Here is a 20,474-nt window from a genome sequence, read left to right as displayed (position 1 = left end):
ATAAAGGTTTAAAGGTTTAAAGTTTATTTAAAGTAGGCAGCCCTAATTATTATACTCTTTTTTTAAGTGAGAAATATCCTTTAGTAGTTTTTCTATATCCTCAGGATTGGTGCCATCATAAAACCCTCTAATCTGTCTTTTTTTATCTATTAACATGAAGTTTTCCGTATGTACCATATCAAAAGGTCCGCCATCACCATCATCCTTAACAGCTAAGTAACTTTTTCTTGCCATTTTATAGATTTCCTTTTTATCTCCAGTCACGAGATTCCATTTAGAATCATTTACGCCTTTTTTAATAGCGTATCGTTTTAATTGGGCAACGGTATCTATTTCAGGTGTAACGGAATGTGAGAGTAGCATCACTTCAGTGTCATTAATAATCTCTTTTTGGATCTCCACCATATTTTTGGTCATGATTGGGCATATTGTTGGACACGTGGTAAAAAAGAAATCTGCAACATAAATCTTGTTTTCATAATCCTTTTGGGTAATGGTTTTTCCATTTTGATTCGTAAAAGCGAAATCTGCTATTTTATGATACTTCTTTTTATACTGTATGGTGCTATCTACTAGCTCGGTACTTACCATAGATGGCTGGTAAATTGGTAAGGGTTGATAAACATTTAAGGTATTGTATATAAGTGCAATTATAATTATGGAAATAGCGGCAAATACAATGGCAAAAACTTTATAGCCTTTAAAAAATTTAAGCATAAGAATTAAGAAAAAATGTTGGTGCAAAAATACGATGAAATTAAAACAACTTAGGTAATATGAGTTACTTAAATTAGTGTTAAATAGGTGTACAAAGCATAAATGACTTTTTATACTTGGTTTAAAAGTTTACTTTTGTGCGGTTATCAAAATATTTGATTGAAGACATATGGAGTTCGTTATAAAAATATCTCAGTTTTTATTGAGTTTATCACTATTAATAGTTTTACACGAGTTAGGCCATTTTCTACCAGCTAAAGCTTTTAAAACTAGGGTAGAAAAGTTTTACCTATTTTTTGATGTAAAATTTTCACTTTTTAAAAAGAAGATAGGAGAAACAGTATACGGTATAGGTTGGTTACCACTTGGAGGGTATGTAAAAATCTCGGGAATGATTGATGAGAGTATGGATACCGAACAAATGGCACAAGAACCGCAGCCGTGGGAGTTTAGATCTAAACCGGCATGGCAACGTTTAATTATTATGCTTGGTGGGGTTACTGTTAATTTTATATTGGCTATTCTTATTTATATTGGGATGAGCTACTTCTATGGCGATAAATTTTTACCTGTTGAAAATATAAAAGACGGATTGTTGGTAGATAATGTTGTTGCTAATGAAGCTGGGCTTTTAACAGGAGACAAAATAATTGCTGTAGATGGCGAAAAAATAAAGCACTTTTCTGAGATATCTGAAAAAGTCCTATTTGGTAAAGAAATAACAATAGAACGAGACGGAAAGCAATCTACTGTAACTTTTCCCGAAGATTTTCTTGCTCAATTAATAGATTCTAAAGAACGAAAGTTTATAGAACTTAGGCAACCTTTTGTTGTAGTTGAGGTTCCAGATACGTCTTTTAATGTTGGAAGTGGACTAATGAAAGGTGATATCATTGCTGGTTTTAACAATGAGAAGATGAAATATGCAGATCAAGTAAAAGTTGGTTTGGATAAATTTAAGGGGCAGAATGTTTCAGCTAGGATTATTAGAGATAAAAAAGAAATTGAACTTCCTTTAGAGATTAATACTGAGGGTAAATTAGGAATAGTTTATGCTCCGTCTTCTACAACTGAAACTTTGGAGGCTTTAGGCTATTATGATTTTGATATTAAGGAATACGGTTTTTTTGAATCCTTTCCAGTGGGATTAAATAAGGCAAAGGATAAGTTGGTCTCATATTGGGATCAATTGGGAGCTATTTTTACGCCAAGTACTGGAGCTTATAAAGGAGTGGGTGGTTTTAAAGCTATTTACGATATTTTTCCAAACATTTGGAGTTGGCAGGCCTTTTGGAGTATTACCGCCTTTTTATCTATAATGTTAGGGGTTTTAAATCTTTTACCAATACCAGCATTAGATGGCGGTCATGTTATGTTTTTACTGTATGAAATGATCTCAGGAAGAAAGCCTGGAGATAAGTTTATGGAGTATGCACAAATGGTCGGATTCTTTATTTTAATTGCCTTAGTTCTGTTTGCAAATGGTAACGATATTTACAAAGCACTTTTTGGATAAAATTTTTTTAAAAATAGCTTGTAACAATTAAAAAATAGTATATATTTGCACTCGCAAAAGCGAAAAAGTAACCTTCCTCAGTAGCTCAGTTGGTTAGAGCATCTGACTGTTAATCAGAGGGTCGTTGGTTCGAGCCCAACCTGAGGAGCAAAAAAAGTCTAGCAGAAATGTTAGACTTTTTTGTTTTATAACATATACTTTCCTGAGTCTCTTCCCAAAATTTAAATAGCATAAGTTAAGCCTTTTAATCATTCCGAAAACTTGTTAGCATTAAGGAACGAGTCTTTATGTTTCCTTTTTAAGAGTTAAAATAGAAGTTATACTTAAGATCTTGACATACTAATAGGGCATAAAAAAACCAGTGAGCATAAGTTCACTGGTTTTTTATTATTGAAGCAATTAACCCCTAATATGTAGGGTAATTATTTTAAATATGTTTACGCCATGGCTGCAGTTGTTGTGTTTTCGGCAGCATCAACTTCTTTTTGTAAATCTTCTAGTTTCTTTTGTTCATCTCTAGCTGCTTGTTCTTCTTGTGGTGAGAATTTAAGTAGGAAACCTAAGAACCCCACAATAGCCACCACAAAACCGAAAGCGAAAAACGCTTCTTGAAGACTAGAGCCACTTCTCAATAAGTATTGTGCGTAAAGTACAGCACCCACATTACCACCAGCACCTACTATACCCGAAACAGCACCTAAAGCTTTTCTATTAATAAATGGTACTACAGAATAGGTAGCACCTTCTGCCATTTGTACGAATAACGAGAAGAAAACCATTGAAGTAACTGCTAGACTTAATGAATTCATTTGCGAAAATAGCAATAATGCAAGACCTTCTGCAATTACAACATACACTAATATTTTAACCCTTCCGTTTAATCCTGAGTTTTTACCGAACTTATCAGCTATCCAACCACCTGTAGAACGCGCAAATAAGTTCATAGCACCAAAGAAAAGCACTATAAATCCGGCAGCTTCTTGACTTAAACTAAATTTTTCTTGGTAATAAGTAGAAGCTTTTCCTGTTACAAATAACTCCATACCAAAACAACCTGCATACATTAGGAATAGAATCCAAACGCGTTTGTCTGAGGCAGCAGTTAAGAATAAGCCTTTCTCTCCTTTTTTAGTTTGTGGTCTTTCATCTGGTAAGTCTGCATAATTTCCTTTAGGGCAATCCGTAGTATACTTCCAATATAAGAAAGCTACTAGCAACATAATTGCGGCAGGCACCCACATTGCAATTCTCCAAGATTCTGTAGCTTCAGCTAAACCAAATGCAGCAACACCAGAAGCTATTAAAGGCATAGTGGCATTTGTTACACCACCTCCTAGGTTACCCCAACCGGCTGTAGTAGCGTTTGCAATTCCAATGACGTTAGGAGCAAACATAACAGAGGTATGATATTGCGTAATTACAAATGATGCACCAATAACACCTATGGCTAATCTTGAAATTAAGTATGTTTCCCAAGTGTTAGCAAAAGAAGATCCTGCTACGGCAAAAGCTCCAAAAACTAATAAGTATACATAACTCTTTCTAGGTCCTATTTTATCACATAAAGAACCAATTAATAGACGAGCAAAAATTGTTACACCAACAGAAGCTATAAATGCTAAAGTTGTTTGCGCTTTTGTAAGAGCAAGGTCTGGTGCAATTGTGGACTTCATTAATGGTGCATGAGAGAACCATCCGAAGAAACATAAAAAGAATGCGATCCAACTAAGGTGGAACGTTCGCATTTGAATCGTTTTAAAATCTGTAAGGTTAATTTTGGTTGCCTTACTGGTACTTAGTTTATTATTCATGACTATCGTATTTTTTGACTATTTTTAAGTATAAATACTTATATTAATACTTAGATTCGGCAAACATACGTGTTTTTTTGTAGTCAAACAGGTGTTTTTACACAGGTTATTTTATGTTTTTTCGCAGGTTTTTACTGTAAGTAATTGATTTTGAATAGTATAAAATATATACGTATTTTAAGAAGCATTAAAAGGATCAGAAAAAATGCTAAATTTTAGGGATATTTAAAATACTTCTTTGCTATCCGGTTTTAATTGATAGCCTTTTTTTCTTTATAAAGGTTTTGCTCATTTAGTTTTTTGGGTTTTAAGGTAATTGTCCTATTAATGTCCATATCCTTTTTTTAGATGTCGTATGGTTAACATTTAATTTTGAGAATAATCAATTAAACACATTATTCTATGAGATTTTTTAAAATGGCATTTTGCATGTTGTTTTTCCTAGTGGGGGTGCTAACATCGGGAGGGCAAACATGGAAAAACCCTAATGCCGAAGTTAATGATAGGGTTGAAGACTTATTGTCTAAAATGACCTTAGATGAAAAAATTAGTTATTGCGGTTCTGCTATTGAGGGTATAGAACGATTAGATATTCCTTCTTTTATGTGGTACGGAGAGGCGTTGCATGGGCTTAAGGCTTGGAATTGTACACAGTTTCCTCAAAATAATGCCATGGGTTCTACCTGGAACCCCGATTTAATGTTTGATGTAGCTACTGCTATTTCTAATGAGGCAAGAGCACTTAAAAACGCTGGAAAGAAAGAAGTAATGATGTTTTCTCCAACTGTAAACATGGCAAGAGATCCAAGATGGGGGAGAAACGAGGAATGTTACAGTGAAGATCCTCATTTAATGTCTGAAATGGCCCGTATGTATATAAGGGGTATGCAAGGAAACGACCCCAAATATGTAAAAACAGTAACTACCGTTAAACATTACGTAGCTAATAATATTGATAGCCGAAGAGAATTTAGCCATTCTTTGGTAAGACGTAAAGATTTGTATGAGTATTATTTCCCAGCATATAAGACGTGTATTGTAGATGAAGAAGCAACTGGTATTATGACCGCCTTAAATGGTGTAAATGGTGTTCCATGCTCTGCTAATGAGTGGCTAGTAAACGGTGTATTGAGAGGTGAATGGGGATTTGAAGGTTATGTTATAGCAGATTGGGCGGCTATTCAAGGAGTTGAAAAGCGAATGCGATTTGCACAAACCCAAGAAGAGGCTGCTGCAATGGCTATAAAAGCAGGTTTAGATCAAGAGTGTTTTAGGCATAAAACTAGAAAAGCTCCTTTTGTAAAGGCTTTAAAACCGGCAATAGAACAAGGTTTGTTAACCGAAGAGGAGCTAAATGTATCCGTTAGGAGGTTATTGAGATTACGTTTTAAGACAGGTGATTTTGATGATCCTTCACTTAATCCATATTCTAAAATCCCAACCAGTGTCCTAGAATGTGATACACATAAACAATTAGCACTTAAGGCTGCAGAACAGTCCATTGTACTTTTAAAGAATGATAATAACATTCTTCCCCTTAAGAATGACGATAGCAAATTGGCAGTAATAGGCCCATTTGCAAATCGTTGTTGGTTAGGTATTTATTCGGGTAACCCTAAAACTAAAGTATCGCCCTTAGAAGGTATTAAAAAAAGAGCTAAAGGTGAGGTAAGTTTTGCTGAAGGGTGTTCTGTAACCGGAGATGCTCAAGATGAACAAAAGATTAATGAGGCAGTGGCTTTAGCCAAAAAGTCAGATTATGTAGTTTTGGTAGTTGGTAACGACGAGTCAACAGCAACAGAAACTAGAGATCGTATGTCATTGAGTTTGCCAGGGAAGCAACATAAACTTATTAAGGCTGTTAAAGCTGTAAATAAGAATGTTATTTTGGTAGTTATACCAAGTGGTTCTACTTCTATTGGATGGGAACAAGAAAATCTTCCTGGTATTATTTGCGCTTGGGCTAACGGACAGGAACAGGGTACTGCTTTGGCAAAGGTGTTATTTGGAGACATAAACCCAGGAGGAAAGTTAAATACGTCTTGGGTAAGATCTGAGAAAGATTTACCTCATATGACCGATTACAATGTACAAACATGGAAAGATGATTACGGACCTGAAGTTGGTAGAACCTATATGTACTCCAAAAAGAAGCCTTTATATCCTTTTGGTTTTGGTTTAAGTTACACCAAGTTTGAAATTTCAGATTTGAAGGTGAGTAAAAGTCGTGTAAAACCCAATACAAGTATCGAAGTTACAGCTGAAGTTGCTAATGTGGGCAAAAGAGATGGTGATGAAATTGTACAGGTGTATGTTCGTGATGTAAAATCTTCTGAAGTAACACCCATAAAAGCGCTTAAAGGTTTTAAGCGATTAAGTATTCCGGCTGGTAAGAACAGAAAAGTTTCAATTAAATTACCATATGAGGCCTTTTCATATTATAACGTGAAATCGAAGCAATTTGAAGTTGAAGGAGGTGATTTTGAAATTATGATAGGACAGTCTAGTGAGACGATTGTTGCTACAAAAATGATTTCTGTTGAAGGAGGTACAATTCCTAAAATTAAAGTAGGGCAAAAGAGTGGTTATTATAATGCAGATGATGCTAATCGTTCAAAGTCATGGGATTACTTATACAAAGCAGGAACTTTTAATTCTACCAATGGCGATAAGGATAAAAATGAATCTTCAAATTGGATTGAATATGAGATTACATTTATAGATCCAGGAGTTTATGTAAATACTTGGGATGCAGAACTATCTTTTAAATCTACTACTAAGAATGCCGTAATTGAAGCTTCTATGCTTGGAATTAAGATTGATACATATGATGTAGCTCAGAAAAAAGCGCAAGCAATAAAAATACCTATTCCACCAGAATATGGAAAACCGGTAAGGTTAAGAATTAAAACTTTAACTGGCCATGTAGAACATGAAGCTATAAAAATCATTCCTCCTGGAGGGAAAAAGCCATTTATAATTTCAAAGGTTGTTAATAGGTCTGAGTAAAACAATAAATAAATGAAATGAGGCTATCTAAATTATGTCGGTAACTGTCATTCTGAACTTGTTTCAGAATCTTATATTAATCGTTGTTGTGTTTTTATGAGAACCTGAAATAAATTCAGGTTGACAAGACGTTGTTTAGATAGTCTTATGTTATACTTAAATTGAGTTTATATAAGTAACAAGATTATCATCTCTATGAAGGCCAAGTTTTTTTCTTAATCTATAACGAGCTTTATTTACACTATCGGCAGATACTCCAAGAAGTTCAGCCATTTCTTTTGTCGAAAAGTTTAACTTAACTAGCGCACATAGCTTTAACTCATTTCTGCTGAGGTTCGTATGCTTTTTTCCCAATGATTCGTAAAAGGAGTTGTTAACTTGAACAAATCTTGCCTCGAATTCTTCCCATGTTTTGGCAGCATTAATCTTTATAGTGCTTTTAATTTGTTCAACAGATTTATCATCTTCTTGGGTTTTTACAGCTTCAAGTCCTCTTTTTATTTCTTCAAGTAATTTATCTTTTTCCATCAACTGAAGTGCCGTAACAGCTAATTCTTTTTTCTTTATCTCTACTTCAGCATTAGCTCTTTCGGTGGCTAGTTTCTTTTCTACAGTGTGTTTTTTTCGAATCAACCTAACACCAAAAAAAGTGACTGTTACGGTAACAAGAAACAGTACAACTGAAAATAGAAGTTGTAAATTCAGTTTTTCTTTTTGAGCTTTAATGTGTTGCAATTCCTGCTCTCTTTTTAGTCTGTTGTTTTCTATTATAGATGTTCTGTAAGAGTCCTTAATTTCAAATAACTTTTTGTTTCGTTGACTTTGGCTGCCAAATAGGCTATCTCCTAAAGTTTTCGAAGCTGCCATCTGCTGATAGGCCAACTCATAATTTCCTTGCTCTTTATTTAAGTTAGATATTTTTTCTAACAATTCAACTTTAAGACCAATCCTTATATTCTTTTCGGAAATAATATTAAGGCATTTATTAAAAAATTCCAGAGCTTTTGTTGGTTCGCCTTTTTCAATATATAAATCTCCTAGCATAGAGTAAATGATAGACGCATAATCATGACTATCTGAGATATGTTTTATAATTTTTGTTAAGATCTCTTCAGAAGCTTTATAATTACCTGTTAGGGTGTAAAGGTGTGCCTTTTCTGCTATTACGTAAAGTTTTTGATCTAAAGAACTATTTACCGAATCTAAAATGTGTTCACTAATATCTAGATACTTTTTGGCCAAGTCATAGTCTTTATTCATTCTGTAGGTATGTGCAGCCGTATAGTTTAAATTAGACCGTTCCATAACAGTCATAGGTGTATCTAATTTTTTTGCATAAACAAACATTGAATCTATAGATGAAAGGGCTTTTTCTTTGCTGTAGAATATGGAATATAGTAGGGTAAGGCTCTTATAAGCTTCAAATTTTCCCTTTGGATTGTTTATGGAATCTGAAATAATAAGTGCATTCCAGACTTTATCGTAAGCTTCGGGATAATAGGCTGTTGATATAAGGGTTTTAGCTGTTTCTAGATCCTGTTCAACATTAGATATAAGACTGTTATTTTTTACAGTTTGCCCCAATGAATTAAAATAAAGAAGACCAGTAAAAATAGCTAATGATACTTTTTTTAACATATCTATTTCTGTATTAAAATCCTCTTAAGTTTAGTTTCTAGCGCCTATCGATTATATTTATTGGCTTTCTACTCATAATGGGAAATCTTAAAGTTTCGATATCCTTTTTCGTATGATATTCAATTTTAGGAGTTACCCTTAGTTTGGCTCTAAAATGGTCTTTTAGTTTTTGTAATAACTTTGTTGACTCATCTTTTGTTGCTATTTTAATTAATATTTCATCTGTACCAATATCATTGTGAAATATTTCAATTACATAACTTTCAATTTCATTAAAGTCATGAAGAATGTTATTCATCATTGGAGGATAAAGCGTGGTTCCTTTATACTTTATCATTTGTTTTTTTCTTCCAACTATAGGGCCTAATCTTATTGTATTTCTTCCACATTCGCAGGGGTCATCATGAGCTACTACCATATCTCCTGTTTTAAAACGAAGCAACGGCATGCCTTCAATTCCGAGAGTTGTAATGGTTAATTCACCTTCCACACCATTTGGCAAAGGGTTGTTGTGTTCATCTAAAATTTCTACAATGATTAGTTCAGGATGATGGTGTCCTCCTTGTTGATGCTCACATTCGGTAAAAGCTGTATTCATTTCTGTTGAAGCATAGGTAGAATATAATTTAATATCCCATTCTGCAGTAATCTTGGAAGCTAAGGTGTTCAATGAAAAATCTTGATTCCTGAGTGGTTCTCCAATACAAATTACACCTTTTACACTACAATTATCTAAATCTATGTTATTGCGTTTGGCATAGGCAATAAGCTTAAGTAAAAATGAAGGTACCGCAATTAAATAGGTCGGTTTAAATTTTAAAATTGAATCCCATTGCAATTCCGGAATTCCAGCACCTACTCTAATAATTCCAGCACCAATTTTTCTAACACCCAAAAAATAGGCTAGTCCAGCCATAAATCGTCTATCTATGGTGGTCATAAGTTGAACTGTGTCGTCTTTAGTAACACCTGCACATGCAAACGAAATAGCTTCATTATAGGCCAAACGATCTAGGTCGTTATCTGTCAATGCAAAGGTAACAGGGTCTCCTAAGGTTCCAGATGTTGTTACATAATCTATAATTTCTCTTTTAGAGACACATAAGAAATCGTCGTTATACTTTTGAAGCTCGTCTTTAGTGGTAACAGGTATTTTAGCCAAGTCTTCAATAGTTTTAATGTTGCTAATATCTATTGAATGTTTTTGAAACAATCGCTTATAATACGGCGATTTTTTATCTAAATACGCTAATAATGTTCTTAACTTTTCTTCTTGAAATGCCTTAATTTCAAGTTTAGATGCTTTCTCTATTTCAGGAATCATTAGTTTAATTTCCTTTTTATTTTTTTAATATACGCTTTTATTGCAACTTCATCTGGTACCGTTGTAACCTCTTTGCTTAAAGCCTCTTTAAACTCAATTAATGCTGCTTTATAATAGTTTTTTTGATAGTAATATTTGCCTATTAGATAGTTGGCCTTCCAGTAATCTGGATTTTTAAGTTTTAGAGCTTTTAATTTATCTGTAGGCAATTGTTTTTTAGTATTAATGGCAGCTTCTATTGCTCTTTCTAGTACTCTATAATCTTCATAATTTTGATAAGCTTCTGTTTTTAAAAAGGGATCTGCTTCTACTAAAAGTTGATGTTCTGAAAGGGATGTGCTGTAATCTGGATTACCAAAAATTTTATTCAAGTCGTAAGCCACAAATTCACCCAGTTGATAAGGGCTAGATGATATCCAAACTAATTTGTCTTTTGGTTTAAAGACAATGCCATGGTGGGCCAAAAGTTGATTTAATGATTTTTCATTTCCGTAACCAATAGCTTTATTGTTTAAGCCTTTTCTGTTTCTTAAAATTTCGATAGCCTTTTCGGGGGTGATTTTTTCTGAATCTTCCAATAGTTCCTGCATTCGGTCAAATCTATATTTTGAGTGACTCTCTTTAATGTGTTTTGTATTATTTTCATCATCCTTATATGATGCACTCTGAAAATGATTTGCGCAAATTAATTGAGAAGAATTTTCTATTTCATATACACCAAAATTGTCTGGAGATACTTCAATAAGTATGGCCTTATTATCTTTTGCGCTACCAACCATTATAGATTCTGAGACAAAAACCTCTTTAGTTTTGGCAATGGCGATGGCTTCTTCAATATTTGTGGCATATTGCAATATTTCTCTAGTTAAAATTGATATTGGTGTTTTTGCAACTAGCGGTATTTTAGATTTTCCTGCATTAATAGTTACTGTTAAACCATGTTCGTTCATTCCAGACACTACTCCAATCATTCCTGCCCAGGTTATAGACATAAACTTATGACCTTGATTAGGGTTTACAAAGGCAATAATCTTATTCTTTGCAAATTCATCACCAGCATAAAAGTCAAAGTTTCTGCCAAGTATTATATCTCCATCTTCGGTTTTATTGTTCCAAACAGCAAAAGAAGAGCAGCCAACTAAAGCCAAATCTTGTAATGCGTGCCCAATATCATGAGCCCCGTGTAAATAAAGTACTCTTAAGTAATTCTCGGCTACATAGTCATAGCGGTCTGAAGCGTATTTTGAAAGTCCGAAAATTTCAGCTTTATAGTCATTAGGTATGTTTAAGTACATTTTTCTATTGTACCAGGCCAAGAATTTTTGCAACAACTTTTGTTTGAATTTCGAAGGAACTATCTGTTCCACTTTACTTAAAAAAGCATCTTCTTGTTTTTCAAAAAGTTCTTGAGTTAAAAGACCGGTATTTAGTCCTAACTGGTAGGGGTTACCTTCAACATAGAGCTCCCAAAGCCCATATTGGTTTTTTGTTAAAAAGTTGTTACCTGCATAGAAAGTGCTGTCGTTTACCTTTACTCTTTCGTGGTTGTGTACAGGGAACTGTGTAATATCTGGAATATCATGTATTGATTTCGAAACACCACAAGAATAGAGTAGTGTAATGAAGACAAAACACCATAAAAATCTGAATACATTTTTGTTTATAGTTATCATGATGCTTTTGCTAAAGCTCTGTGGGTGTTTTTTATAGCTTTCTTGTCTTTGAAGTTAAGCCATTTTTGACCAAAGGTTTTTCGCATTAAATTTTCAAAGTGCCTCATAAACAAGAGGTTGTACAGCATGTTAAGAAAAACCAGCGGATTTTTTGAAAACGCTCTTAAGGTCATTGAAAAACCACCGTTTAAATACTTAATATAATGCCAATAACTACTTGGAATGTAAAGTGCGTCTCCATGTTTCATTTCTGCAGTGATACCATGTACTTTTTTAAGAGCTGGGTAGGTTTCAAAATCGGGGTTGTCCATATCTATAGTTTCCAGGTTATGAACAGAAAAAGGAACTCTATACAGGTATTTGGTTTGTTCTGGATTAAATAATAAAACGCTTTTAGTACCATGAAAATGTACATGAATTAAATCTGCCAAATCCATATCATAATGTACCAGAACATTAGAACCTGTGCTCCCAAAAAACATTACTGGTAGCCGTTTAAAGAATTTAAGACCTATATCTGGAAAACTGAAATCCTTAGCTAACTCAGGCATTTTCTTCATAAGGTCGAAAAAAAAGATTCTTAAATCGGTGGGCTTAGATTTAATGATATCTATATATTCAGACATTTTCATAGTCATAGCAGGTTCTGCAGATTTTTGCTTTCCTTTTGTAACTTGGTTATTATACAAAGGCACTTCTTGATCTCCTGCTAATTGTTTAATATAGTCTAAATTCCATTTTTGGTAAGCATCCCAACTTTTGGTAAGATCTTCAATTAACACGGGCTTTTGAGGTTTATAGTATTTTTCAATAAACTCTTCCTTTGTTAAACTTTTTACACGTTCTATTGGGGTAGTTTTAAATGCTCCCATGGTAACTTAATTATTGATTTTGTTTAATATTTTATTTATCAAATATTCTTTTCCTACAATTTCAGAACAGGTAATAATTGCACTTATGGTTACACCAAGAATACCATGCATGCTTAAACATTGTCCAGTTAAATACAAATTACTCAATTTTGTTCTTGCAGATAAATGAGATTGCATAGGTTTATCTACATCTTTTACATAACCATACATAGACCCTTTGTTACATCCAATATAATCTCTAAAGGATAAAGGTGTTGACGTATACGTGCTTTGTATAGAAGCTCTAATGTTAGGGTACTTTTTCTCTAATTCGGTTATAAGTTGTTCCGTTTTTCTGGTTTTAAACTCCTCATAGGTTTCACCTCTATCATTTTTATGCACAACGGTGTTAAATGTGTGCTCCCAAGGCTTTACTTCATCATATCGCATATAAGTCATTACAGTAATATTGTCTGCAAACTCACAATCAGCTTCTTTTAGTCCCATTGAAACCATATAGCCTTCTGGCCAGCTTTCATCTGTGTAATTATTGGTTATCCATATATCATTATAATCTTTAAAATGGTAGTAATTTTTATTATGATACTTTATGGAATTAGGTTTTAAAACAATGTGAAGCGAAAATGCCGAAGTGGTACTTTTAATATTACTTATTCTATTTACATAAGATTTTCTAAAGGCATCTTTACCCACTTTCTCTAAAGTTACTTTTGGGTCAATATTTGAAATAAAGAGATCGGCGAAAATCTCGGTACCATTAGATAATTCCAAAGAGGTTACTTTTTTATCTACTACATTAAATTTTACAACTTCACTTTTTTTATAAGCCTCTCCGTTATGTAGCTTAAGTTGTTTAATGAGTGCTTTTGTAATTTGACTTCCTCCTTTAATGCACCTGTAAGCACTTTCTATATATGAATTAACAGATAATGCATGAACGTAAAATGGTGTAGCATAGGCTTCACCAGCGTATAAATAATTGGTTCCAGCTAAAACAGCTTGTAGTTTTTTATTAGCGGTTAAAGAATTTATAAATTCACTTGCCGAAGTTTCAAACAGTTTGGTGTCTTCATAAATGGGAACACCAGATTGTAAGGAATACAAGGGGAATTTATTGCAGGTGTCTTGAAGCGCTTTACAATAAAGGCTAATAGCTTCTTTTTCCTCTGGAAAATCATTCAGCAATTGCTTTTTAAAGTTGTCATAGCCTTGGGCGTGTTTATACGACTTATTATCGTTGTCAAAACTTATAATGTCGAATCCGTCTTCATCTAACTTTTTAAGTTCTAAGTCATCAATAATGCCTATATATTTGAAGTACTCATATAGGTTTTGCCCTTTGCTTAATCCACCAATATAATGAACTCCAGTATCAAAAATTGTTTTCTCTCTTACAAAGGTTTGAAGGTTGCCCCCATATTGATTATTTTTTTCTAAAACACACACTTTATAGCCTTCTTTGGCAAGAATTATAGCCGAAACTAATCCGCCTAAACCACTTCCAGCAACTACCACATCATAATGTTGTTTAATTTTCAATCGTATTGTGTTTTAAAATTATAATATCTTCTTTTTTGGTTGTCAAAATATAGTTTAAATTTTCGACTTCAGAACTTAAATTACAAGCTTCTTTAATTAAAATTACTGAGGTGAAATGCTGCTTTTGTAGAGCTTCTAAAACTATTTCTAAAGCATTGTAATCTACTATCAAGACATTGGGATTGTAGCTTATAGCCTTATGTAAGTTTTGGGTGAAATTTAGCTTGTAATCATGATTGGTTATAAAGCTATTTTCTAGAATCGGGATGATATCATTATTTCGAAGTACCGATATAACTTTTCTGTCTGGCTGGTCTAAGGCCAACAAAAAAGATAACTGGCCATAGTCTTTAGAAATATGTGTAATGGTTTCACGTTGAGGTAAAACCGCTACTATATGTTTATATAGTTTAGCATGTTTTGACAGATCTTTTTTGACAGTTTTGTATACATCATAGCCTTTATACCTGTAATCCTCCAAAATAATTCTGTGGAAATAAGTAGCATCTTCTATCTCATTTCTTAAGTCTTGAAATGCCGATTTAAAATGTTTGCTTATAAGCTTGGTTTTATCCTTGTAAGTTTTGCCAAAACTTTGATCTTCGAACGTAATTCGCTCTAAAATTTTAAGTGTTATACTGCCATCTTTTATAACAAAGCTGCCTTTTGGAAGTACTTCTGAGTTGCCATGAATAAGTACTGGAACAATGTCTAGATTAAATTCTTCAGCTAGAAAAAAGGCACCTTTATGAAAGCGCTTAATTTTATTGGTTGTAGATCTTGTTCCTTCTGGGAAAGCCATTAGGGTATATCCTTGCTCTATTTTTGTTTTTAAATGGCCTATACTTTTGTCTATTCCTCTTGAAACAGGGTAAAATCCTGCTAGTTTAACCGCTTTTCCAAAAATTGGTGAGTTGTAAACCCAGTCGTTTACTAGAAAAATGATTTTTGGATGTAACATACCAATAGCTAAAATATCTAAGAATGAGGTGTGATTTGCTATTATTATAGATTGTTTTTCAAAGGCCTCTTTAAAAGGGTTAAGAGTTGTCTTCTTTACGAACCAATTGCTATATAATACGGATTTTTTAAATTTTGAAATGATGATATGAAACCATTTCATTTTTACTTTTTTACTAAACGGAAGTATTTTAATGAGTGCTACACCCACCAAGGAAAGTAATAAACCTCCAAGACCAAAGTATCCGAATGAAATTATTGAGTGTATAAAATACCTGAAGCTTATGGGGCTTTTTTTGCTACTTCCAATAAACAAACTGAACAATAATGGTTGCAGACAAAATGATACGATAATGGCAGATAAAATGCCAATTACAGATACGAGAGCAATACTAAACAGAGCAGGATGCTTAGCAAAAATTAATGTGCCTACACCAAGAATAGTAGTAATTACTGAAAGCAATATTGAGGTTTTGTAGGTAGGTAATACATTGCCGCCATACTTTAGGTTGTGCAACAAGCCGTTGGTTACGAAAATGCAATAATCTACTCCCAATCCAAATATAAAGGTGGAGATTATAATATTAAAAATATTGAATTCTACATTTAGAAGTCCCATTATACCAACAGTAATTAACCAGGTTAATAAGATGGGAATAATAGTTACTAATGTTAAAGAAAAGCTGCGGTAAAAAATGAGCAGGATTAATAAAACAACTATAAAAGAATACAGTACCAAACGATTAAAATCGTTTTTAAGATTTCCTAAGAACGTCTCGTTAGTTTTTTGTCTATCAATTACAACCACATTGGCCGTGTTACTAAACGTTTCAAACAGTTCATCAACTTTATCATTTTCTGTTTTTACAAGCGTTGATACCGTAACAAAATCCGTTGTTTTAGAAATATAATCTTCAATAGTAATAAAGCTCAAAACTTCGTAATCTTTAGAAGAAAGTGAAGAAAAAGATTTATCTAAATGCGAATAAAATTGCTTGTATGCATTTGGTTTAAACCCTAAGTTTTGGCTTTCTTTTTCTATTACATTTCTTAAAGTCTCTTTTCTTTGAGGATTCCAGAAGTTGTTCCACTGTTCAATTTTACGATTTTGAATTGCTTTCGCCTTAACCAGAGCCCCAATGGAACTAAACTGAATGATGTTGTTGTTTTGTTCTAACCTTTTTAGTGTGTTAAATACTTCTTCATTAGCGTTTAAAGCTTCTTCCTCTGTTGTTCCATAGGTAGAAATGTACACAGATTTGGAAGTGCTATTAACTAAATTATCTAGATTAATATTGGCATTTACTAAATTTTCGGGTTGATAGTTTAGGCTATTTAAATCCTTATTAAAATTAACTTTGTTATATGTAAATAAACTTAAGCAAATGAGAATGCTTAGGCCTATTATTATTGCTTTGGCTTTGTGAAATTTAAAAGAAGCAAACTTATCTATTATTGTACTATTTTGTTTGCTAATGGTTTTGTTTTTATAAACCTGAGGAATGATTATTAAGGCAAAGACTGAAGCACTTAGTACACTTATAGCGGCAAAAATTCCTAAATCTTGCAGCGCTTGTGATTGTAAGAACAACAAACAAAGAAATGCTAAAGCAGTTGTTAAGCTGCTCATTAAAATGGGTTTAGTTATCTCCTTGTATAGGCTCTTAGCATTATTGTTGCTTCTTAAATGGGTTAATACATGTAATGCATAATCTAAGGTGACTCCTAATAATACAGAACCAATTCCTAAAGATATGGCCGAAATGCTCTCTCTTAGTAAATACAGAACAACAACGGCAAACAATGCTCCCAGAATTGTTGGGATAAATAGTATAACAGGTAATAATAGTTTTCTATAGAATAGGATTAAGATTATTAATAAAATACTAAGAGCAATACTTAGTGTAAGTTGTATGTCGTTTTTTATTTGAGATGCGTTTGCAACAGCAACTAAGGCTCCTCCGAAACTTTCGCCATATACTTTAGAAGTAAAAGTAGAATTTAGTTTGTGGTGCGTTTTGTATATAAGTTCAGATAGTTTGGTGTTTTTGTCCGTTTCGCTGGATTTGTGTTTTGGCGTTAAAAACAATAAAATATGGTTTCTATCTTTACTTATTAAGTAATCGTTATGCACATTAAAATCGTCACCAAAACTTAAGGATTGCAACTGTTTTAAACCCATAAAAGTTAAACCCAAAGGATCTCTTAGTATATTCTTTTTTGCAACAATTCCTGAAGGAGATATAAGTGTTTTGTAATTGCCATGAGCTATTTTAGCAATACTATCTGGGTAGAGCTTTTTGGCAATGGAAGTATAGTCTTCTTGGGTTAGTAAGAGGGGTAAGTTGTTATAGGCAAAATCTAATGTTTCAGACATGGTTTCACCTGTAATTTTACCTTGTATATTAGAGATAAGTCCTAAAGAATCTTTACTTATTTCTTCTAAAAAGGCATCTGCATAGGCAACTAAATCATCTTCTGTACCTTCTGAATCTTTTTTAAGGTTTACAATGATTTTGTCTGCAAAATTAACTTGTTTTAATACTTTTTGAAGTTGTGAAGACTGCTCGTTTACAGGAATAAGCTTCGAAATATCTTCTTCAAACTTAAGTTTAGAAGCAAAAAAAGCCAAGAAGAAAACAAGGCTTATTAAAATCAAGAGGCTTAGAAACTTGTTTGCTCTTATTTTATCATGTGTGTATGTAAAAAAATTATGCATTACTTACCAATGAGTTCTTTTTGCTTAAAACGGAAAATAATAAAAAGCTAATAAAACCAAGAACAATTGATGCTACTATAGCAAAGGTAAAGCTCCCAATAATATATACTTTTAGGTGTTTTACAACTTCGAAATTTTGTGTCATTTCTTCAATAGAGTAGGTGTAGTTTGTTCCTAATACAAACTGTCCTACTTTAAAACTTGTTAGTACTACAAATGGAATAAAAGGAGGTAAACTAACATTTGAGAATGTAAATGCTATTACCTTGTTTAATCTAAAAAGTACAGCTAGGGAGATGACAATAAGTGTGTGGAATCCCCAAAATGGAGATAGACCAATAAGAACACCCAAGGCTACGGAAAGCGCTTTTTTTGTTGGTGAGTCTGTACTGCCTAAAAAGTCTTCAATTATGAAGCGTTTAATTCCTTTTTTTTTTAGACGTCTAAAAAGATTTCTAGGGGTAATATAGAAAATGGTAATAAAAACCAAGCATGTGTTTAAGATGCTTATTCTCGTAAAATCCTTAAATGGCCTAAAGTGAGAAACACGTTCACTCTCGTCATATAATACTTTAACCGGTACATTCTTTACTTCAACATCTTTCCAAGCAGCTTTTACAATAACTTCTATTTCAAATTCAAACTTATTAGTAATTAAACGAATATCATTTATTGTATTTAAGGGATATAAGCGGTATCCAGATTGTGTGTCGCTTAACTTAATACCCGTTTCAAACCAAAACCAAAAGTTGGAGAATTTGTTACCAAAGCTACTTTTTCCCGGTACACCATCTTGAGACATGTCTCGGGCACCAATAAGGAGCAAGTTTTTGTTTTTGGAGGTTTCAAGGGTCTTTAAAAAGACTTCTATATCATCAGGAAAATGTTGACCATCGGAATCTATGGTTATAGCATATGCATAACCTTTAGCGTAAGCTTCTTTAAAGCCTCTTCTTAATGCATTACCTTTTCCTTTATTTTCTGGTAAATGAATTTGTTGTAGTGAGGCGTAATTACTTAATATTTGTCCTGTTGTATCAGTAGAACCATCATTAACAATAATAATGTCTTGGGTGTAGTTTAAAACACCATCAATAACTCTTTTAAGAGTATTTTCATTATTGTATGTTGGAATTAAAACACAAATATTTAATGCTTTAAGTCTTTGGTTTATAGATTCTAATGTTTTGCTCACAAATAAATCAACTAGTTTCTTCTAAGACTTCAAAATTAGGGCTTTTTCTTCTTCACTAAAAGTGTTAGCGTTTAAAATGTAATCTTTAATAATGAATTGAAGTGATTTTGACTTAATTTTTAAATATTGCTTAAGTAGAAAGGATTTGTCTTCTGTAATATTAGATTTGTATTTTAACAATTTCGGAGAGTTCTGTTGTATGGTTAGCCTAATAAATCTGGGCTCAACAGTATTAGGATGCTCTGTAATAATTGCTTCTAAAATAGTAACCCCTTCTATAAACCCCTCCTTTTTTGCTTTTATGGTTTTGGCATATCTAGACTTTAGCGCAATTGAAGCTCCTTTGTAAGCATTTAATGAAATACCATCTTTCTTGTCTACCTTAGACAACATCTCATAAAACGATGCAACCTTAGATTTATCCTGTGCTGCATCTTTGTAAAGGGCTCTTACCTCTGAAATTTTAAGTGTCTGACTCTGCAGAGATAATACACTAAAACATAATATGAAGATTCGTAAACACATTATTTAGTTATATAATTTGCCGAAAGTTTAAGCGCTATTGTATCTTGAAAAGAGGTTGTGTTTTTAATTTTAAAGCCACTTTCGGTCTCATTAATATCTATTTCAATATTTAAATCTGGGTTTTCTTCTGGGTTAATAATAGCCATAAATTTCACATTATTAACAGAACTCATAAAAAGAGATTTTCCCGTAACGTCTTCGGTAATTTCTTTAATAATTTGCATCATGCAAACGCCTGGGGTTACGGGGTTACCCGGAAAGTGTCCTTTAAAAACCTCATGATCTTTGTTTATAGTAACATTTGCAGAAATCTTATTATCTACGCTTTCTATGCTATTTGTTTTGTAAAACTCTTTAAGTAACATGTATCCTATTTTTTAAATCTGTAAGATATCCCTATTTGGAATACCGAATTAAATTGTGTTTCGTTCTCATAGCGCTCTACTTCAAAATCATGAAAAGACCCTGAGTAAACATCAATTAATCCTCTTTTATATCTAGCTTCTATAGCTAAATTATTATTAACTCTATACCCAAGCCCAATTCCGAGAGCTAAATCTACAAATGTAGCATCATTTCCTTCTTCCCACTCATTATCATTTACTATACCTATAAAGGAATCATCTACATCTAAATCAATACTGGGAACAATGCTAAGGTATAATTTGCCATCTCTATTTACAAAAAAGTTATTGGCCACTCCAATAGAGAAATATTCTATGGTTACTGTTTGGTCGTTATTAATATCTAGTTTACCACCTTGATTCGAATATAAAATCTCAGGTTGCATCTCATATAAGTCTGAGAATGCTACATTTAGAAATACCCCAGCGTAGCCATTTAGTTTAGAATCTAAATTAGAATTGGTTAAGGATGCAATGTTTAAGCCACCTTTAAGTCCAAAACTGACTTTTTTTTGTGCAAAAGTGTTAATACTTAGAACGGCGAATAGAATTAAAATGATCTTTTTCATATG

The 20,474-nt window shown here is 32.9% G+C and carries 14 protein-coding genes and 1 tRNA gene; 3 read left to right on the top strand and 12 right to left on the bottom strand.

Translation table 11 applies throughout. The annotated features are described in order from the left end of the window. Positions 1–42 precede the first annotated feature (42 nt). A complete protein-coding gene (locus FUA24_RS11535) occupies positions 43–717 on the bottom strand; it encodes an SCO family protein (RefSeq protein WP_148542414.1) in 675 nt (224 codons plus the stop codon). A 169-nt stretch (positions 718–886) separates the two neighbouring features. Between FUA24_RS11535 and rseP the strand changes: the two genes are divergently transcribed. Together rseP and FUA24_RS11525 are read left to right on the top strand one after the other, a co-directional pair. Further along, a complete protein-coding gene (gene rseP, locus FUA24_RS11530; RefSeq protein ID WP_148542412.1) occupies positions 887–2,233 on the top strand; it encodes an RIP metalloprotease RseP in 1,347 nt (448 codons plus the stop codon). A gap of 74 nt (positions 2,234–2,307) precedes the next feature. Beyond that, positions 2,308–2,381: transfer RNA gene (locus tag FUA24_RS11525), tRNA-Asn, on the top strand. A 289-nt stretch (positions 2,382–2,670) separates the two neighbouring features. On the opposite strand, the gene FUA24_RS11520 is transcribed toward FUA24_RS11525, so the two are convergent. After that, entirely contained in the window at positions 2,671–4,044 is a 1,374-nt protein-coding gene (locus FUA24_RS11520) for an MFS transporter (protein ID WP_148542410.1), read from the bottom strand. A 402-nt stretch (positions 4,045–4,446) separates the two neighbouring features. Here FUA24_RS11520 and FUA24_RS11515 point away from each other — a divergent pair, with 402 nt between their 5' ends. Continuing rightward, a complete protein-coding gene (locus FUA24_RS11515) occupies positions 4,447–7,053 on the top strand; it encodes a glycoside hydrolase family 3 C-terminal domain-containing protein (RefSeq protein ID WP_148542408.1) in 2,607 nt (868 codons plus the stop codon). Between the two features lie 156 nt (positions 7,054–7,209). Here FUA24_RS11515 and FUA24_RS11510 read toward each other — a convergent pair whose 3' ends face one another. The 10 genes from FUA24_RS11510 to FUA24_RS11465 are packed head-to-tail and all read right to left on the bottom strand — an operon-like array spanning position 7,210 to position 20,471. After that, on the bottom strand, positions 7,210–8,691 hold the full coding sequence (locus FUA24_RS11510; RefSeq protein ID WP_148542406.1) for a tetratricopeptide repeat protein: 1,482 nt from the start codon (positions 8,689–8,691) through the stop codon (positions 7,210–7,212). Positions 8,692–8,728: 37 nt separating this feature from the next. Beyond that, complete coding sequence (locus FUA24_RS11505) at positions 8,729–10,015, bottom strand: phenylacetate--CoA ligase family protein (RefSeq protein ID WP_148542404.1); 1,287 nt, start codon at positions 10,013–10,015, stop codon at positions 8,729–8,731. Next, on the bottom strand, positions 10,015–11,688 hold the full coding sequence (locus FUA24_RS11500) for a C45 family autoproteolytic acyltransferase/hydolase (protein ID WP_148542402.1): 1,674 nt from the start codon (positions 11,686–11,688) through the stop codon (positions 10,015–10,017). Before FUA24_RS11500 ends, FUA24_RS11505 begins: the two co-directional genes overlap by 1 nt. Then, positions 11,685–12,560, bottom strand: coding sequence for a cupin-like domain-containing protein (locus tag FUA24_RS11495; protein ID WP_148542400.1), 876 nt, complete (start codon positions 12,558–12,560; stop codon positions 11,685–11,687). Before FUA24_RS11495 ends, FUA24_RS11500 begins: the two co-directional genes overlap by 4 nt. A 6-nt stretch (positions 12,561–12,566) precedes the next feature. Next, entirely contained in the window at positions 12,567–14,099 is a 1,533-nt protein-coding gene (locus FUA24_RS11490) for a phytoene desaturase family protein (RefSeq protein WP_394344205.1), read from the bottom strand. Then, positions 14,089–17,718 (bottom strand): 1-acyl-sn-glycerol-3-phosphate acyltransferase, encoded by a 3,630-nt coding sequence (locus FUA24_RS11485; protein ID WP_246147029.1) that lies wholly within the window; start codon positions 17,716–17,718, stop codon positions 14,089–14,091. The genes FUA24_RS11490 and FUA24_RS11485 overlap by 11 nt, the downstream gene beginning before the upstream one ends. 52 nt (positions 17,719–17,770) lie before the next feature. Beyond that, the gene (locus FUA24_RS11480; RefSeq protein ID WP_148542396.1) at positions 17,771–18,973 is read right to left on the bottom strand and encodes a DUF2062 domain-containing protein; all 1,203 of its coding nucleotides are present in this window, start codon (positions 18,971–18,973) and stop codon (positions 17,771–17,773) included. A 21-nt stretch (positions 18,974–18,994) separates the two neighbouring features. Next, positions 18,995–19,498, bottom strand: a complete 504-nt coding sequence (locus FUA24_RS11475; RefSeq protein WP_246147028.1) for a hypothetical protein — start codon at positions 19,496–19,498, stop codon at positions 18,995–18,997. Continuing rightward, positions 19,498–19,863, bottom strand: a complete 366-nt coding sequence (locus FUA24_RS11470) for a hotdog family protein (protein WP_148542394.1) — start codon at positions 19,861–19,863, stop codon at positions 19,498–19,500. Before FUA24_RS11470 ends, FUA24_RS11475 begins: the two co-directional genes overlap by 1 nt. Positions 19,864–19,868: 5 nt before the next feature. After that, positions 19,869–20,471: a porin family protein gene (locus FUA24_RS11465; protein ID WP_148542392.1), complete on the bottom strand. Its 603-nt coding sequence runs from the start codon at positions 20,469–20,471 to the stop codon at positions 19,869–19,871. Between the last annotated feature and the right edge of the window lie 3 nt (positions 20,472–20,474).

The sequence above is a fragment of the Seonamhaeicola marinus genome (genome assembly GCF_008085455.1).
Note: the sequence above shows the minus strand (reverse complement) of the source record. Positions and strands in the feature narration are given on the sequence as shown.

Coding starts and splice junctions, on each gene's coding strand:
- FUA24_RS11475 (WP_246147028.1), bottom strand. CDS start 19,498: ATGTGTTTACGAATCTTCATATTATGTTTTAGTGTATTATCTCTGCAG.
- FUA24_RS11515 (WP_148542408.1), top strand. CDS start 4,447: ATGAGATTTTTTAAAATGGCATTTTGCATGTTGTTTTTCCTAGTGGGG.
- FUA24_RS11500 (WP_148542402.1), bottom strand. CDS start 11,688: ATGATAACTATAAACAAAAATGTATTCAGATTTTTATGGTGTTTTGTC.
- FUA24_RS11465 (WP_148542392.1), bottom strand. CDS start 20,471: ATGAAAAAGATCATTTTAATTCTATTCGCCGTTCTAAGTATTAACACT.
- FUA24_RS11495 (WP_148542400.1), bottom strand. CDS start 12,560: ATGGGAGCATTTAAAACTACCCCAATAGAACGTGTAAAAAGTTTAACA.
- FUA24_RS11510 (WP_148542406.1), bottom strand. CDS start 8,691: ATGTTAAAAAAAGTATCATTAGCTATTTTTACTGGTCTTCTTTATTTT.
- FUA24_RS11470 (WP_148542394.1), bottom strand. CDS start 19,863: ATGTTACTTAAAGAGTTTTACAAAACAAATAGCATAGAAAGCGTAGAT.
- FUA24_RS11535 (WP_148542414.1), bottom strand. CDS start 717: ATGCTTAAATTTTTTAAAGGCTATAAAGTTTTTGCCATTGTATTTGCC.
- FUA24_RS11505 (WP_148542404.1), bottom strand. CDS start 10,015: ATGATTCCTGAAATAGAGAAAGCATCTAAACTTGAAATTAAGGCATTT.
- FUA24_RS11520 (WP_148542410.1), bottom strand. CDS start 4,044: ATGAATAATAAACTAAGTACCAGTAAGGCAACCAAAATTAACCTTACA.
- rseP (WP_148542412.1), top strand. CDS start 887: ATGGAGTTCGTTATAAAAATATCTCAGTTTTTATTGAGTTTATCACTA.